Below are 16,225 nucleotides of genomic sequence, written 5' to 3' on the forward strand. Positions count from 1 at the left end.
CAAATGGCTCGCGGCTTCGCGAGCCCGGCCCTCACGCAAGGCAGGGTCCATGCTCAGCGTCTCGAGCGTCATCTCAAAAGCTGTACGACATGCTCACCGACAGGTTGTCCCGGTCACGCAGCAAATTGGCCAGACCACCGCCGAAGTACTTGGCGTAGCCGACCTGCGTCTTCCATACCGAGCTGTTGTCGAAGTTCAGGCCCAGGAACAGCGACTTGCGGCCTTCGACGAAGGGCAGCGTGTTCGGCGAGATGCCGCTCACGTCGTGGGTGAAGACCGTCACCTGGGTCAGGTTCCACTCGCTGCCCCAGACGTGCGGGTAGCTGAGGTCGAACTCGAAGGCGTAGCCCCAGGATGTCTTGGTCGGCGACTCGTACGAAGGGAAGATGAGGTAGGGGATCTGGCCGACCTTCAGGTCCGGGTAATGCGTCACCGCCACCTCGGCGAGCAAGGTGCCCTCGGCCGCGCCGAGGGTCTTGACGAGCGCGCCCATCGGCGAGTTGACCTCGGTGAAGTAGAGGCCCGTCAGGTGCGCCTGGATCTTTTTTTCCTCGGTATAGCCGCGCACGGTGATGCGGCCGTTGGCGTCGGCGTTGGCCGGATCGAAGATGCTGAACGCGCCCGCGAACGGCACGCTGCCGTCGATGGCCACCGAATCGCGTGGCCGGTAAGAGACCTCGCCACCCACCGCCACCGGGCCAACCTTGGTGTTGAACGAGGCGCCGTACAGGTTCTTGTTGCGACCGTACTCGTTGTAGTAGCCGATGCCGGCCACGTTTTGCGCCAGGTAGGCGGCGTCGGTGAACAGCGTGGTGAACGGCAGCTTGTCATGGTAGCGCTCGTAGTAGAGGGCGAACTCGGTGTCGAAGCCCTTGGGCTTGAAGCGCATCGCCAGGCCGAACTGCTGGCCCTTGGGCGGAAACTTGTCGCCCTCGAAGCCGATCACGTTGATGCCCGGCTGGATGCCCGCGCCGATATCGCCGCAGGGCGTGGGCGGTGTACACAGCCCGAAGCCCGCGAGCAAGGAGCTGGGAATGTAGGCCGCACGTTGCCCGGCGCCGACGATGTCGGCGGTGGAGAAGAACGTGCCCACCGGGTCGAAGCGGAAGGCGTTCCAGCGGAACTGGTAGTAGGCCTCGGCACTGAGGCCGTCGGCCAGGCCGGCGTTGAAGCTGAGCATCGGCGCCGGGCGCAATATTTCCTTGACCTGGGTGCCCGGGGTGTGGAGCTTGCGCAAGTCGAAGGCATTGGTCTGGTTGATGCCGCCGATGATGAAGATGTCCTCGCCCCAGCTGATGACCTGGTTGCCCAGGCGCACCGTCGTCGTGCGGTTGTCGAACAGCTTCAAGTCCTTGGACACCCAGGCGTCGAGCAAAGTGAAGTTGCGCACCGCGATGTCTTTCGCATCGTCCGAGAGTTCGGTGCGGCGCGTGTGGCCGGCACGGGCGTCGGCCACCCAGGTGGCGCGTGCCAGCGCGCGCCAGCCGTCGGGGGCCTTCAGGCCGAACTCGTGGGTGCCCTTGAATGCGGCCGAGACGATGTCGCCGCGCTTGTAGTTGAGGTTGCCGTCGTCGCCATTCAAGATGTTGAAGTCCGGGTTCGCGGCGCCGTCGTTGCCGGGCCCGTTGAGCAGCGATCCAAGCTCGGCGCCGGTTGGCACCGCGCCGCCGTTGTCGTTGCCCAAGCCCGAAGCGCGCGGGTTCTTCAGCCGCATCTGCAGGCCAAACGAGAGCGTCGAGCTGAAATCGAGTTCGATGCCGCCGTCGGTGGTGGTGCGCACCGCGTGAGCGGGCGTGGCCACGCCGAGGCAGGCCAGTGCCGCCCAAGCAAGCGGTTGGCGCAGGAATCGTGTGCGGGTCGTCATGGTGGGCTCCCTTCAGCGTGCGCCGGCGCGACGCAGTTCATCGGCATTGAACCGGGTAGCGTCGATGCGGCCTTCGCGGCCGGCGAGCCAGTCGACCTTGCCTTCCTGCGGCATGTTGTCGGCCATGTAGCGACCGACATTGAGGTCGTAGATGATGTAGCCCTGGTAGACGCAGGCCGGCAGCTCCCATGCGGTGTAGGGGAACGACTCCTGCACGCGCCAGACCTTGCCCTGAGCGTCGTACAGGTCGGTGGCCAGCATCATCCAGGTGTCCTCGTCGAGGTAGATCACGCGCTTGGGAAAGGTGTGGCGCTGGCCGGCCTTGACGGTGGCCTCGATCTTCCAGACGCGGTGCGCCTCGTAGCGCACCAGCTCGCGCTTGGGGTAGGCGGGTCCGAACACGTCGGCGAGCTTCTTGCTCTCGTCGCTGAAGCGAAAGGTGTTGTAGGGAACGATCAGCTCCTGCTTGCCCTGGAGCTTCCAGTCGTAGCGGTCCAGGCGGCCGCCAAACATCGGGTACTGGTCGATCGCGAGCAGGTTCTCGTAGCCGGGCACCGGGTTGTCGTACGAGAAGGTCGGCGCGCGGCGTACCCGGCGCTGGCCTGGAAAGTACAGCCAGGCGTCGTTATCCTTGGCCAGGAAGTAGTGCAGCAGGATCAGCTCGCCGGTGCGTGCGGCCGGCGTCACCACTTCGTTGAGCAAGCGGTACTCGACACCGTCGCCTTCGGGCATCGGCTTGCCGGCGGGGTTGCCGTTGGGCGTGGCGGTCCACTGGTCCTGCACCAGCGGCACGAACTTGCCGTCGCCGGGTTGCGAGAACACCGTCGAGTAGCGCTCGATGCGGCCTTCGCCGAGCCAGCGCAGCTTGTGGTTCCACATCGCCTCGGCGCCGCTCGCCGGCAGCGGGAACGGCACGCCGCCGGTGACCGCCTTGTCGAGGTCATGGCCGTTGGCGGCCAGCGCCGCGCCGGTGGCGTTCTTGCGGGTGTTGGCGTAGACCGCGTCCGGATAGCCGCAGGAGCGGCGCGTCGGATAGACGTCCATGCGGTAGCCTTTGAGCGTCTTGAGCAGGGCCAGCTGGCCCTCGCTCAAGCGGTCTTTGTATTGGTCGGCGTTGCTGGCGTCGATGGAGAACAAGACCTTGTCGGCCGCGTAAGGGTCGGGGCGCGGCTGGCCCGGCTTCCAGCCGGGTGGCGCCTTCAGATCGCCACCGGCCCAGGCCGGGATCGAGCCGTCCTTGTTGGCGCCGCGTTCGGCGCCGACGGGTGTGAGGTCCTTGCCCAGGGCCTGGACCTGCGCTTCGGTGGCGGCCGCCGCAGCGGGGGCCGCGTGGCCGAGCAACGCCAGGGCGGCGCACAGTGCGGTGATCTTCATCATTGCCTCTCTCCTCGTCGCGCCTGCTCGCAGGCGATTTTTTGCTTTTTGCGGCGTCAGTCGATCGCGATGCCGCGCTCGCGTGCCTGCACCAGCAGCCGGCCGCGCGCGTCGGCCACGTCCAGCAGCGGCGCGGCGCGCGCCTGGCGCACTTCATCGGCGCTGTAGGGCTTATGGTCGGCGGGCAGCGAGCTGGTTGCGATCGTGGAAAGTACCCAGTTGGTCACGTCGGCCACCTGCTGGTCGGTGAGGCCCGAGCCCATCACGCCGGGCACCTTGATGACGAATTCGCGCCCGCCGTCGAGCTGCAGGAAGCGGCCGAGCTGGCGCATGTCGGGCACGTTGCCGGCGCGGGTGCCGACGCCATCGCGGCCGTGGCAGCCGGCGCAATGCACGACGTAGAGGCTGCGTACGCTGCTGGTGATGGCCACCGACGGCGCGCCTGCGCGCGGTTCGGCTTGCCGCCCCAACGTGCCGGCGGCGGTGCTCGCCGCGGCGCCCGCCAGCGTCAGCAGCACTGGCATCAGAAGGGCGGCGGCGCGTATGGCTCAGCTCCCGAGCAGCTGCGCACGTCGCTGGCGCGACTGCGGTGGGCTGCCCGGCAGCTCGCGTAGCGCCTTGACTTCGCTGGCCGCGAGCGGCGCTTCGTCGACAGCGCCCTGCAGCCGCCGCACATGGCTGCCGAGCGCGGCCAGCTCGGCGTCGCTCAACTGTTGGGCAAACGCCGGCATGCTGCCGACAAAGGTCTCTGCGCCGACCTTGATCGGGCCCGACAGACCCTTGAGCAGCACGGTGGGCAGGTAGGAACGCTCGGCGCCGAGCCGTGCCCAATGCTCGCCCTTGAGCGTGGGCGCCAGGCCGACCGTGCCCGACGCGTCGGCCTGGTGGCAGGCCGCACAGTGCTGCGCAAAGAGGGCCGTGCCATCGGGGCTGGCGTGGCCCGGCGACGTCAGCAGCAGCGCCAGGGCCGCGAGCGCACCGTGCCCGGCCGTCACGCCACTCCCACGATGACCGAGGTGGTGCAGTGAAACATCGAGCTGGTGTTGGCCATGCACCAGTTGATGTCGTTGTGGACGCCCAGGCGGTAGCCCGGGCGTTCGCGTTCGTTGTTGTTGCACAGGCACTCGCCGCAGGAGCCCTTGCCGCAGCAGTCGTTGTAGGAGACCAGGTAGTGGCGGCCGTCCTTCGGGTTAAGGCAGGTGCCGACCCAGCTGACCTTGGAGGCATCGGTGCCGGGCGGGCACTGCGTCAGCGTGCCGCCGCAGCAAGTACACAGGTAGCCGTCGAAGGCGCAGTAGCGCCAGTACTCGCACTGCATCGGGTCGTCGTGCGCCTTCGCGCCGGGCGCCTTGCCCGGCTCGGCCGCCTGCGCACCCATGAACTGGCCGCTGCGGTCGAACGGCAGCATCGGCAGCACGGCGCCGCCGACCAGGGCCACGCCCAGCCGCGCGAGCAGGCTGCGCCGGCCGTGGCTGTGCGCGACCTGGCGCAGCCGCTGCTCGGTGCGACGGTCGATCCAGTTGAAAAGCGAACGCATGAGTGGTCTCCGTTGCGGTCAGGCCGGCGATCCGCCGAGGTACTGCTGGATCGTCGGGGTGCCCATTTCGTGGGCGTTGAGCAGGCTGTCGAGCTGCTCGCGTGAGTTGACGAGTCCCTTGGCGGCCACCAGCCCCTGGGCATCGAGCAGCACGGCATAAGGCAGACGCGAGACGCGAAAGCTCATGCCTAGCTCGCTGGAGAGCACGTAAGGCATCGCCTCGAGGCCGTACTCGCGCACGAAGCCGAGGTGGCTGTGCGCCTCGCCGTCGCTGGCCAGCACGACCTGCAGGCGCCGCCGCTCATCGCGTACCAGCGCCTTGAGCACCGGAATCAGTTTCTTGCACACCGGGCAGGTCGGGGCGAGAAAGAACACCAGCATCGGCAGCGGCTGCATGCCACCGATAGCGACCGCCTCGGATTGCAGGCCGGTCAGCGCGAAGCTCGGGGAGGCCGATCCGACCGGCGGGCCGGCGTCGGTGACCAGCGCGCCCATCGGTGCGACGCGCTCGAACAGCACGCCGACCTGGCGCGAAAGCGCCCAGAGCATCACGCCGAGCGCGAGCACGGCCAGCCATAGCAGGATCACGGAAACCGTCAGTGCGTCCAAGAAGTTCTCCGCAAGGAAGGGCGGGCGTGCAGCCCGCCGTGGTGGCGCAGCAGCTGGTTGAAGGCGGCGTAGAGCAGGGTGGCCAGCGTCACGGCCGCAGCGACCACGGCGAAGTCGGCGTAGCCCATCGGCCGGGCCGCGACCGGCGCGGCGGCCACCGCGGCGACCGCCGCCAACACGCCGTTGCGCGCCACCAGCGCCCACGACACCGGCAGCGGCTCGCCGCCGCAGCCGCAGTCGAGCGCATGGCCGTGCCAGCGATGCACGCCCATCGCTGCGCCGTAGGCCAGCAGCAGCACGGCGGCCAGGACGGCGCCGGGCGTGCGCAGCGGGGTCAGCAGCAGCACGGCGACCAGGCCTTCGAGGGCGGGTAGCAGACGCGTGGCGGCCGGCAGCAGCACCGGTGGCACGCCGTAGACGGCGAGGTGTTGTTCTAGCAGCGGCAGGTCGCCCGCCTTGGCCAGCGCCGCATGCGCGAACAGCATCGCCGTCACGGCGGCCGCGATCCACACCGGCAAGGGATCGAAGGACAGGGGGAGCCACGGGATCACGCTTGGCCTCTGGCTTTAGTCGTGCGATTCGAAGTGCACCGGGGCTTCGCCAGCGCGCTTGACGGTGGCCAGCGGTTTGCCGACGCCCTTATCGCTCCATTGCCAACTGCGCAGGGCGGCGGTTTCGCCGTCCAGCGCATGCAGCCGCTGGCCGTTGCGCGAGAAAGTCAGCGACACCGCACCGTGGCCGGGCGCCGTGGCCACGCGGCGACCGGAGGCGAGGTCGACGATCCACAGCTGCTTGGCAGGTCGCTTGTGCGAGCCTTCGCGGCCCTTGTCGTGCATTGCCAGCACCAGCCAGCGACCCGCGGGGTCGACGGCGAAATTCTGGTAGCCGCCGGGGCGCCAGCCGGCGCGCTGGCCGACGGCATCGACCAGGGCGCGGGTGGACTTGACTTCGGCCACCGCGCCGCCGAGGTCGAGCTCGGTCAGCGCGCCCTTGAACGAAACGAACCAGTAGCGATCCCCGACCTGCTCGGCATGGTGAAACCAGGCATCGGCATCGGCATCGAAAAGCTTCGCGCTGGCCTGCCGGTCGGCGACTTGGCCCTGCTCGTCGAGCGTGACGGTCGTCACCTTGCCGTCGCCGCACAGCATGGAGAAGCGGCTGGCGTGGCCCGCCGCAGGCAGGATGCCCCAGCAACCCGGCGTCGGCACTTCGGAGACGACCTTGCGCTGCTCGAGGTCGACCACGGTGATCGAGGTGGCCGGCGTCGCGTTTTGCACCAGCACGAAACGGCCGTTGCCGCTGGTGCGCACCAGGCCACGGTAGTTGAGTGCCTGTGCGCGCTTGGTCGGCAACACGACCTCGTACTTGAACGCCAGGTTGGCGGTGTCATGCACCTCGAGCACGTCGGCGCGCTCGCCGCGCCAGCTGCGGCTCAAGTAGGTGGTGGCCACGTACAGCTCGTCGGACTTGGCGCTCAGGGCGAAGTTGCCGGTGTAGCCAGTCGAGATCATGCCGAGGAAGCGACCGCTGCGCGCATCGAAGACGCGGATGCGGCCGTCGGCGATGTGGCTGAGGGCGACGTCGGCGACATAGACGCGCTCGGTCGCGCCGGCCGGCACGGAGCCGACGGTGAGCGTCTCCGCGGGCAGTTCGGCGGGCGCCGGGCGCTGGGTCGCTGCGCTCGCCGCCGTGCCGAGCAGTGACACGCAAGCCACCAGTCCGGCAAGGACTAACGTTTGCGCCGTGCAGCGTTGCTGCGGATGGATCGTCTGCATCGTCGATGTCCTCCACTCGCCTGCGCGGCGAGGGACCAGGGTGGTGGGTTGGCCCGGGAAGTATGCGAAATGCGCCGCTGACCCGATAGCATGTTTCAGCAAGAAGCGCGGCGCCGGCCCTGGGGGAAACCAGCATCTCGCGGGGTCGAAACGATGGGTGAGGCCCTGGCGCGAAGGAGGGTCGCGCCTTGCCGCGTCGGCGCGGCGTTGCGGATGGGGTGGCCGGCAGGGTCGCGTTCGTTGTGCAACAGTGGCGCCTGCACAAACCAGGACCGTCCGGATGAAGCTGCTGTTTGTCGCCGACCCGCTCGCTGACTTCAAGATTGCCAAGGACACGACCTTCGCAATGATGCGCGAGGCCGACCGCCGCGGCCACACGCTCATGGCCTGCGAGCCGCGTCAGCTGTCGTGGCAGCGCGGCGGCGTGGTGACGGCGCAGGCGCATGAGCTCACGCTCACCGGCGCTGCCGACGGCTGGTATGCCACGCCGGCGGCGTCGCGGGCGCAGGCGCTGAAGGACGTGGACGCGGTGCTCATGCGCAAGGACCCGCCCTTCGACAGCGAGTATTTCTACGCCACGCACCTGCTCGAGCAGGCCGAGCGCGAAGGAGCGCGCGTCTTCAACCGTGCGCGCGCGCTGCGCGACCACCCGGAAAAGCTGGCGGTGATGGAGTTCCCCGGCTTCATTGGCCCGACGCTGGTGACGCGCGACTCGGGCGAGATCCGTGCCTTCCATGCCGAGCACCGCGACATCATCTTGAAGCCGCTCGACGGCATGGGCGGGCGCGGCATCTTTCGCGTGCGCGACGACGGCCTCAATCTCGGCAGCGTGATGGAGACGCTCACCAAGGAGGGCGCCGAGACCATCATGGTGCAGCGTTATCTGCCCGAGATCGTGGCCGGCGACAAGCGCATCCTCGTCATCGGCGGCGAGGCCGTGCCCTACAGCCTGGCGCGCATTCCGCAGGGCTCTGAAATCCGCGGCAACCTCGCGGCGGGCGGCAAGGGAGTGGCCCAGCCGCTCACGCCACGCGACCGCGAGATCGCCGCGGCGCTGGGCCCGACGCTTTGCCAGCGCGGCCTGCTGCTGGTGGGGCTGGACGTGATCGGTGACTCGCTCACCGAGATCAACGTCACCAGCCCGACCTGCTTTCAGGAGATCACGCAGCAGACGGGCTTCGATGTCGCGGCGATGTTCGTCGGTGCGCTCGAGGCGGCGCTGGCCGGCTGAGGCGACGCCTCGCGGCCCGCGGGCGCGCTCGGCACCCGGATCGCCGACACCCGACGCGTACCATCGCTCCCGCGGCGCCCGTCCTTTTGATCGGGCGCCGCTTTCATTCATGGCCCTGCTGACCCTTACCAACGCCCACCTCGCCTACGGCCATGTCGCCCTGCTCGACAACGCCGCGTTCGCGCTCGAACCCGGTGAACGAGTCGGCCTGATCGGTCGCAACGGCACCGGCAAGTCCTCGCTGCTCAAGATCATCGCCGGGCTGGAACGCCCCGACGACGGCACGCTGCAACTCCAGCAGGGCCTGCGCCTGGCGCTGGTGGCGCAGGAGCCGGTGCTCGACGTCGAGGCCACCGTGTTCGATTCGGTGAGCCTCGGCCTGGCCGAAGTCAAGGCACTGCGCGCGCGCTACGAGGCGCACGATGCGCACGACGACCTCGACGCCATCCAGACGCGCATCGAGGCGATGGACGGCTGGACGTGGGAGCAGCGCGTCACCGAAACGCTGGAGCGGCTGCAGCTGCAAGCCGACACCCGGATCGGCCCGCTCTCCGGCGGCACCCGCAAGCGCGTGGCGCTGGCGCAGGCCTTGGTCGCCCAGCCCGACGTGTTGCTGCTCGACGAGCCCACCAACCACCTCGACCTCGACGCGATCCGCTGGCTCGAGGAACTGCTCAAGGCCTACCGAGGCAGCGCGCTGCTCATCACCCACGACCGCGCCTTTCTCGACGCGGTGGCCACGCGCATCGTCGAGCTGGACCGCGGCGTGCTGCGCAGCTACCCCGGCAACTTCGCCACCTACGAGACCACCAAGCAGCGCGAACTGGCCGACGAGGCGCTCTACACCGCGCGCCAGGACAAGTTGCTGGCGCAGGAGGAGGTGTGGGTACGCCAGGGCGTGGAGGCGCGGCGCACGCGCAGCGTGGCGCGCATCAAGCGGCTGGAAGTCTTGCGCGTGCAGCGCGCCGAGCGGCGCAACTCGATCGGCCGCGTTTCGCTCGACGTAGACACCGGCTCGCGCAGCGGCAAGATCGTCGCGGAGCTGGAGGCGGTGAGCAAGTCCTTCGGCGACACCGTGGTGGTGCGCGATTTCAGCGCCACCCTGCTGCGCGGCGACAAGGTCGGCCTGATCGGCCCCAACGGCGCCGGCAAGACCACCTTGCTGCGCTTGATCCTTGGCACCTTGGCGCCCGACAGCGGAACGGTGCGCACCGGCAGCAACCTGCAGGTCGCCTACTTCGACCAGATGCGCGAAGCGCTCGACCTCGACGCGACCTTGGCCGACACCATCAGCCCGGGCAGCGAGTGGATCGAGATCGGCGGCGCGAAGAAGCACGTCATGAGCTACCTCGGCGACTTTCTGTTCGCGCCCGCGCGTGCCAACTCGCCGGTGAGAAGCCTCTCCGGCGGCGAGCGCAACCGCCTGCTGCTGGCGCGCCTGTTCGCCCGGCCGGCCAACGTGCTGGTGCTCGACGAGCCCACCAACGACCTCGACATCGACACACTCGAGCTGCTGGAGGAGTTGCTGCAGACCTATGCCGGCACGGTGTTCCTGGTGAGCCACGACCGACGCTTCCTCGACAACGTGGTCACCAGCACCATCGTCAAGGAGCCGGACGGCCCCGAGGGCGAAGGCCGCTGGCGCGAATACGAGGGCAGCGTGGAAGACTGGCTACTGCAGTCGGAGCGAGCGCGCTCGCTGCAGGCCGGCGCCGCCAGGCGGGCGGCCACCGCGGTGGCCGCGCCGACTGCGACCAACCCGGCCCCGTCGCCGGTTGCAAGCGCCTCACCGGCCGCCAAGCGCGCGAAGCTCAGCTTCAAGGAACAGCGTGAACTCACCGCGCTGCCGGCGCTCATTGACGCACTGGAGATCGAGCAGCGCCAGCTCGGCGAACAGCTCGCCGACGCCGCGTTCTACAGCAGCACGCCGCAGCACGTGGCCGAGGTGCAGGCGCGCTTTGCGCGCATCGAAGAAGAACTGATGGAGGCGCTGGCCCGCTGGGAGACGCTCGGCAGCCGATGAACTCACCGGCGGTTCGGACGCCGCGCGCGGCTGGCCTTGCCGGGCCGGCCGAGGCTCAACTCGAGCACGAGTCCGCGAAGAACGCGTTCACGCTCCGCTACCAGTTGCTCAACGTGCTGAACCAGGAGTCGCCACCGGCGGCCGGATGGGTGCGGCTGACGATCAGTCCAGCCTGCAGGTACAGGCCGTTGAGTAGGCGTATGGCGCGCTCGCGGTCGAAGCCGGGCCAGGCCGCCAGTGCGCGCAACGACACCGCTTCCTGACGCAACCGCACCACCGCAGCGCCGAGTGCCCCGCCGAGCGCGACCGGCACTTCGAGGTCGGGCGCGACGCGGTAGACCGCAGGGCCGGCCAGCTCGGGCAGCAGCTCGTAGCGCGGCCCGTGCAGCGCCAGGTGCCACAGGAGCGGTCCGAGCGGGTGACACAGCAGCGAGGGCGCGGCCATCTCGGCCGGCAACTGGCCCGGCGCGAGCAGCAGCGCGCGCTCCACCTGCAGCAGCTGCACGGTGTCAAAGCGCGTCGAGTAAAGCGACTCCAGCGGCAGCGGGGTGTGGAACAGCCGCTCGCGCGGAAAGACGGTGAGCGGCAGCACGTGGCCGTCGCGGTCCAGGTGCACCGCCACGTCCTGCGCATGGCGCAGGCACGCTGCCAGCACCTCCAGCACCTCGGCACCCGCGCCGACATGCTCGAAGCGCTGCAGGTCGGCCATGAGCGAAGGGCTGAGCGCGTTGTAGCGGGCGCTGTCGTTGCGGCTCGAATCCATGGCGCGCCGAAAGGCGCTCACGCGCCACAGCTCGGGTTCGCCAAAGGGGATGGTCGGTTCGTCCATGCGCGCACTGTAGGCGGTGGTCCGCGCAGGGGCGCCGCCTGGCTGGGCAGCACCCCCATAGACACGGGGGTGACATCCACGCACGCGGCTCGACAGCGCGCGCGCCAGTCTTCTCTGGCGACCGTTGCGTCGCCATCGTCTAGCCGGGCCCGATCCCATCGGCCTGTCGGTGTTCGAAGCAGTTCGCCCGAGACTCGGCGCAACGGCGTGCAGCGCGGTGTAAATTGCAGCGCGATGGACAGCCCTGGCATCACGCTGATCACGCCGGTCTCGTCGGCGCAGTTCGCTTCGACGCGCGAAATCATCGCCGAGTACGCGGCCTCGCTCGACGTCGACCTGTGCTTCCAGGACCTCGAGGTTGAACTGGCCGATCTTCCGGGCGAGTACGCCGAGCCGCAGGGCGCCCTGCTGCTGGCTTACTGCGACGGTGAGCTGGCCGGTTGCGCAGCGCTGCGGGCCCTCCCCGAGGCCGACGAGGCCAACGCCTGCGAGATGAAGCGCCTGTACGTGCGGCGCGCATTTCGCCGCTTCGGCTTGGGGCGCCAGTTGGCCGAGGCGCTGATTGCGCGCGCCCTCGGCGCCGGCTACTCGGCCATGCTGCTCGACACGCTCGACGACATGGAAGCCGCGCGCGGCCTTTACGCCTCGCTCGGATTCCTGGAAGTGCCGCCGTATTACTACAACCCGATTCCCGGCGCCCGCTATTTGCGCGCGTCGCTCGATGGCGCAGGATCGAAGTACTGACACAAGGACGCGAGCGATGAACCCTTTCAAGCAACTGCTGCAGCACCCCACGCGCGGCGTCGACGCGCATCCGCGAGCCAGCCACCAGCGCGTGCCGCTGGGCACCTGGGTGATGTCGGCCAGCCCGATGGTCGCCGAGGCGATCGGTCATGCCGGCTTCGACTGGGCGGTGCTCGACATGGAGCATTCGCCGCTCGAGCTGCCCGGCGTCGTCGCCATGCTGCAGGCGCTGGGTGCGACCAAGCTGGTGCCGATCGTGCGGCTGCCGTGGAACGACGCGGTGGCCTGCAAGCGCGTGCTCGACGCCGGTGCCACCACGGTCATGGTGCCCTTCGTGCAAAGCGCCGACGAGGCCCGGCGCGCCGTGGCGGCCATGCGCTACCCGCCGCTCGGCACGCGCGGTGTGGTCGGCATGAGCCGCGCGACGCGCTACGGCACCGTGCGCCTGGACACGCGCACGGCCAATGCCGCGCTCGCGCTCATCGTGCAGCTGGAGACACCGCAGGCGCTCGATGCGCTCGAAGCGATTGCCGCCGTCGAAGGCGTCGATGCGCTGTTCGTCGGGCCGGCCGACTTGTCGGCGACGATGGGCCACGGTGGCGACACCAAGCACCCCGAAGTGATCGCGGTGTTATCTCGGGCGGCCGAGCGTGCGCGTGCGGTGGGGGTGCCGATCGGCACCCTTGCCGGCACGCCCGACATGGCCACGCAGGTGCGCGCGGCGGGCTTCGACTTCGTCGGCCTCGGCACCGACCTCGGGCTGCTCGTGCATGCGGCGCAGGCCTCGCTCGCGGCGCTGCGCACGCCCGATTCCGACCAGGTGCATTCGCTCAGCGCCGGCACGCAAGCCTATTGAGGACAGCGCGCGGGCGCCGTTGTCCGGCGGCATGCGGGTGGCGCAAGCTGCACTCTGAAATCGGCTGGACACGACATAACCGCCTCGGGTTACCACGTATACTCCCGTGGCTTTGCTGCACTGAACCGCCCCGAGCATGACCGAGCGCGCTTCTCCTGACGATGCGCCTCGCGATTGGCCCGAAAGCGGTGACGATGCGCCCGCGCCGCGTCTGAGTCGCGAACAGGCTCAGGCGCTGCGGGCCAGGCAACCGTCGGTCTCACCCTGGCGGGTGGTTGCGGCCCAGGGCATTGCCGGTGTGCTGTGCTGCGCCTTGGCTTGGGTGATCACGCAGCGCCCGAGTGCTGTTTGGTCAGCGCTTTACGGTGCGGCCGCGAGCGTCCTGCCGAGCGCCCTGCTGGTGCGTGGGATGACGAGGGGAACGCGAGACCCGGCGGCTGCGGCCGTCGGCTTCATGTTCTGGGAGATGGTGAAGGTGGGTGTGGCCATCGCGATGTTGGCGATCGCCACTCGGGTGGTACCCCAGCTGAGTTGGCCGGCGTTGCTGGCAACGATGCTGGTGTGCCTGAAGGTGAACTGGCTCGCGCTGCTGTGGCGCGGCCGTTGAAGGACGACGAGGCTTCGAAACTAATGGCAGCTGAAGGCCACGCCCTGACCGGCGGTGAATACATCGTTCACCACCTGACGCATCTTTCGACCGGCAAACCCAAGTCGCTGGTCGATTTCAGCGTCATCAATTTCGATTCCGTTTTCTTTGCAATCACCATCGGCGTCATTGGTTGCTGGCTGCTGTGGCTGGGCGCGCGCAAGGCCACCTCGGGCGTGCCCGGGCGCTTTCAGGCGGCGGTTGAAATCCTGGTCGAGATGGTCGACTCGCAGGCCAAGGGCATCGTTCACAGTGCGCAGAGCCGCAAGTTCGTCGCCCCGCTGGCGCTGACCGTGTTCGTCTGGATCTTCCTGCTCAATGCGATGGACCTGCTGCCTGTGGATTTGCTTCCCAAGCTCTGGCAGCTGGCCTTTGGCGCTGCGGGCCACGATCCGGAGCACGCTTACCTGCGCGTCGTGCCGACGGCAGACCTGTCGGTGACTATGGGGCTTTCAGCGTCGGTGCTGCTGATCTGCCTGTACTACAACCTCAAGATCAAGGGCCTGGGCGGCTGGGCGCATGAGCTGGTTGTCGCTCCGTTCGGCACCAGCAAGAACCCGGTCTTCGCAGTGCTGCTGGGAGCTGCCAACTTTGCCATGCAGGTCATTGAGTTCGTCGCCAAGACGGTCTCGCACGGCATGCGGCTGTTCGGCAATATGTACGCTGGCGAGCTGATCTTCCTGCTGATCGCGCTGATGGGCGGCGCGTTCACGCTGTCGGTCGGCGGCGTGCTGCTGGGCATCGGCCACGTTGTCGCCGGCACCGTCTGGGCGATCTTCCATATTTTGATCATCACGCTGCAGGCCTTCGTCTTCATGATGCTGACCTTGGTCTACGTCGGGCAGGCCCACGACGCGCACTGATCCCTCGTTCCGTTCCGCTTTCGTCTTTCACCCCCCCAAAGGAGTCACCATGGAAATCATTGGCCTCGTCGCTGTTGCAGCGGGTCTCATCATCGGTCTGGGCGCCATGGGTGCCTGTATCGGCATCGGCGTCATGGGCAGCAAGTATCTCGAGTCGGCCGCGCGCCAACCCGAGCTGATGGGCGAGCTGCAGACCAAGATGTTCCTGCTGGTCGGCCTGATCGACGCCTCGTTCATCATCGGCACGGGTATCGCGCTGTGGTTCACCACCGCCAACCCGTTCCTGGCTCAGCTTGCGAACCTGCCCAAGTAAACCGGGTGAGATCGCACGTCGCCGGCATTGCCCACAGGCAGGCCGGCCTTCCCCAGTCACCGTGATCGAGGCATCCACGTGAGTATCACCAGCACTCTCATCTTCCAGATGATCGTGTTCCTGATCTTGGTCGGGTTCACGATGAAGTACATCTGGCCGCCGATCACCGCCGCGCTCGATGCGCGAGCGAAGAAGATCGCCGACGGCCTTTCCGCCGCCGACAAGGCCAAGGCCGAACTCGCCATTGCCAACAAGCGCGTCGAGGAGCAACTCTCGGCTGCGCGCGACGACGCTGCCAAGCGCCTGGCCGACGCCGAGCGCCTGGCCCAGTCGATGATCGAGGACGCCAAGGGCCGCGCCAGCGCGGAAGGCGCCAAGATCGTCGCTGCCGCCAAGGCCGAGGCCGCCCAGGAATCGGTCAAGGCACGCGAGGCGCTGCGCGACCAGGTCGCCGCATTGGCCGTCAAGGGCGCCGAGCAGATCCTGCGCAAGGAAGTCAACGCCGGCGTCCATGCCGAGCTGTTGGGTCGTCTGAAGACCGAGCTATGAGCGGTCTTCTCGTCACCGTCACCGAGCGCTGATCACCATGGCCGAACTTGCGACCATTGCGCGCCCTTACGCCGAGGCGCTGTTTCGCACCGGCGGCAGTGCCGACGTGTCGGCCCAGCTCGAGGCGGCCGCTGCGGTGGCCTCCGATGCGCAGTTGCGCCGATACGCCAGCAACCCGAAAGTGGGCGCTGCGCAGGTCTTCGACGTGCTGACCTCGGTGGTCAGCACGCGGCCGGGCCCGGCCGTGGCCAACCTGCTGCGTGCGGTGATCGACAACGGTCGGCTCGCTGCGCTGCCGGAGATCGCGGCGCAGTTCAAGGCGCTCGTCAACGCGAAGTCCGGCGTTTCAGACGCCACCGTCTACAGCGCCTTTGACATCGACGCCGCGCAGTTGCCCGACGTCGTCGGCGCGCTCGAGCGACGCTTTGGTCGCAAGCTCAATGCGATCGTGGTGCGTGACGAAAGCCTGATCGGGGGCATCCGCGCGGTGGTCGGCGACGAGGTGCTCGACACCTCGGTCAAGGCGCGTCTCGAACAGATGAAGGTCGCGCTCACCGCTTGAGCGCATGCGGCCTTGACAAGCCGCCCCTCACACAAGAAGGGTTCCGGAGAAAGCTATGCAACTCAATCCCGCTGAAATTTCCGAACTGATCAAGAGCCGCATCGAAGGCCTGGGCACGGCTGCGGACATCCGCAACCAGGGCACGGTCGTCTCGGTGACCGACGGCATCGTGCGCGTTCACGGCCTGTCCGATGCGATGGCCGGCGAAATGCTGGAGTTCCCCGCCGGCAAGGATGGCCAGCCGACCTACGGCCTGGCGCTCAACCTCGAACGTGACTCGGTCGGCTCGGTGATCCTGGGCGAGTACGAGCACATCTCCGAGGGCGACACGGTCAAATGCACTGGCCGCATCCTGGAAGTGCCGGTCGGCCCGGAGCTGATCGGCCGCGTGGTCAACGCACTCGGCCAACCGATCGACGGCAAGGGCCCGATCAACGCCAAGATGACCGA

At 68.3% G+C, this 16,225-nt stretch carries 18 protein-coding genes and 1 pseudogene; 10 read left to right on the forward strand and 9 right to left on the reverse strand.

Annotated elements, in window-relative coordinates:
* Positions 1-73: 73 nt before the first annotated feature.
* Genes RMO12_RS12505 through RMO12_RS12540 form a run of 8 tightly spaced genes read right to left on the reverse strand, consistent with a single transcriptional unit; the run spans position 74 to position 7,159 of the window.
* Entirely contained in the window at positions 74-1,864 is a 1,791-nt protein-coding gene (locus RMO12_RS12505) for a DUF1302 domain-containing protein (protein ID WP_309624977.1), read from the reverse strand.
* A gap of 12 nt (positions 1,865-1,876) precedes the next feature.
* Positions 1,877-3,241, reverse strand: coding sequence for a DUF1329 domain-containing protein (locus RMO12_RS12510; RefSeq protein ID WP_309639548.1), 1,365 nt, complete (start codon positions 3,239-3,241; stop codon positions 1,877-1,879).
* Between the two features lie 53 nt (positions 3,242-3,294).
* Positions 3,295-3,762 carry a cytochrome c gene (locus RMO12_RS12515; RefSeq protein WP_309639549.1) on the reverse strand — a complete coding sequence of 156 codons (468 nt, stop codon included), beginning with the start codon at positions 3,760-3,762 and terminating at the stop codon, positions 3,295-3,297.
* A 24-nt stretch (positions 3,763-3,786) separates the two neighbouring features.
* A complete protein-coding gene (locus RMO12_RS12520) occupies positions 3,787-4,233 on the reverse strand; it encodes a cytochrome c (RefSeq protein ID WP_309639550.1) in 447 nt (148 codons plus the stop codon).
* The gene (locus RMO12_RS12525; protein ID WP_309639551.1) at positions 4,230-4,775 is read right to left on the reverse strand and encodes a methylamine dehydrogenase light chain; all 546 of its coding nucleotides are present in this window, start codon (positions 4,773-4,775) and stop codon (positions 4,230-4,232) included. The genes RMO12_RS12520 and RMO12_RS12525 overlap by 4 nt, the downstream gene beginning before the upstream one ends.
* Positions 4,776-4,793: 18 nt before the next feature.
* A complete protein-coding gene (gene mauD / locus RMO12_RS12530) occupies positions 4,794-5,384 on the reverse strand; it encodes a methylamine dehydrogenase accessory protein MauD (RefSeq protein ID WP_309624972.1) in 591 nt (196 codons plus the stop codon).
* Positions 5,372-5,935 carry a MauE/DoxX family redox-associated membrane protein gene (locus tag RMO12_RS12535; RefSeq protein WP_309639552.1) on the reverse strand — a complete coding sequence of 188 codons (564 nt, stop codon included), beginning with the start codon at positions 5,933-5,935 and terminating at the stop codon, positions 5,372-5,374. The genes mauD and RMO12_RS12535 overlap by 13 nt, the downstream gene beginning before the upstream one ends.
* 15 nt (positions 5,936-5,950) lie before the next feature.
* On the reverse strand, positions 5,951-7,159 hold the full coding sequence (locus tag RMO12_RS12540) for an amine dehydrogenase large subunit (RefSeq protein ID WP_309639553.1): 1,209 nt from the start codon (positions 7,157-7,159) through the stop codon (positions 5,951-5,953).
* Positions 7,160-7,439: 280 nt separating this feature from the next.
* Between RMO12_RS12540 and gshB the strand changes: the two genes are divergently transcribed.
* Both gshB and RMO12_RS12550 read left to right on the forward strand, forming a co-directional pair.
* Positions 7,440-8,390 carry a glutathione synthase gene (gene gshB, locus RMO12_RS12545; protein WP_309626644.1) on the forward strand — a complete coding sequence of 317 codons (951 nt, stop codon included), beginning with the start codon at positions 7,440-7,442 and terminating at the stop codon, positions 8,388-8,390.
* A 109-nt stretch (positions 8,391-8,499) separates the two neighbouring features.
* Complete coding sequence (locus tag RMO12_RS12550; RefSeq protein ID WP_309639554.1) at positions 8,500-10,413, forward strand: ATP-binding cassette domain-containing protein; 1,914 nt, start codon at positions 8,500-8,502, stop codon at positions 10,411-10,413.
* Positions 10,414-10,510: 97 nt separating this feature from the next.
* On the opposite strand, the gene RMO12_RS12555 is transcribed toward RMO12_RS12550, so the two are convergent.
* A complete protein-coding gene (locus RMO12_RS12555) occupies positions 10,511-11,242 on the reverse strand; it encodes a hypothetical protein (protein WP_309626642.1) in 732 nt (243 codons plus the stop codon).
* A gap of 234 nt (positions 11,243-11,476) precedes the next feature.
* Between RMO12_RS12555 and RMO12_RS12560 the strand changes: the two genes are divergently transcribed.
* The 8 genes and pseudogenes from RMO12_RS12560 to RMO12_RS12595 all read left to right on the forward strand — a co-directional run.
* Positions 11,477-11,986 (forward strand): GNAT family N-acetyltransferase, encoded by a 510-nt coding sequence (locus tag RMO12_RS12560; RefSeq protein ID WP_309626641.1) that lies wholly within the window; start codon positions 11,477-11,479, stop codon positions 11,984-11,986.
* Between the two features lie 16 nt (positions 11,987-12,002).
* Positions 12,003-12,842, forward strand: a complete 840-nt coding sequence (locus RMO12_RS12565; protein WP_309626640.1) for an aldolase/citrate lyase family protein — start codon at positions 12,003-12,005, stop codon at positions 12,840-12,842.
* A gap of 136 nt (positions 12,843-12,978) precedes the next feature.
* Positions 12,979-13,449, forward strand: coding sequence for an ATP synthase subunit I (locus tag RMO12_RS12570; RefSeq protein ID WP_309626639.1), 471 nt, complete (start codon positions 12,979-12,981; stop codon positions 13,447-13,449).
* Between the two features lie 23 nt (positions 13,450-13,472).
* A complete protein-coding gene (gene atpB / locus RMO12_RS12575; RefSeq protein WP_309626638.1) occupies positions 13,473-14,351 on the forward strand; it encodes a F0F1 ATP synthase subunit A in 879 nt (292 codons plus the stop codon).
* Positions 14,352-14,400: 49 nt separating this feature from the next.
* Entirely contained in the window at positions 14,401-14,664 is a 264-nt protein-coding gene (gene atpE, locus RMO12_RS12580; protein ID WP_309626637.1) for a F0F1 ATP synthase subunit C, read from the forward strand.
* Positions 14,665-14,742: 78 nt separating this feature from the next.
* The gene (locus RMO12_RS12585; protein ID WP_309626636.1) at positions 14,743-15,213 is read left to right on the forward strand and encodes a F0F1 ATP synthase subunit B; all 471 of its coding nucleotides are present in this window, start codon (positions 14,743-14,745) and stop codon (positions 15,211-15,213) included.
* A 37-nt stretch (positions 15,214-15,250) separates the two neighbouring features.
* Positions 15,251-15,775: a F0F1 ATP synthase subunit delta gene (locus RMO12_RS12590; protein ID WP_309639555.1), complete on the forward strand. Its 525-nt coding sequence runs from the start codon at positions 15,251-15,253 to the stop codon at positions 15,773-15,775.
* Positions 15,776-15,830: 55 nt separating this feature from the next.
* A pseudogene (locus RMO12_RS12595) lies at positions 15,831-16,225 on the forward strand (F0F1 ATP synthase subunit alpha); the annotation flags it as partial.

Source organism: Methylibium sp. (assembly GCF_031393925.1).
Classification (GTDB): domain Bacteria; phylum Pseudomonadota; class Gammaproteobacteria; order Burkholderiales; family Burkholderiaceae_C; genus Methylibium.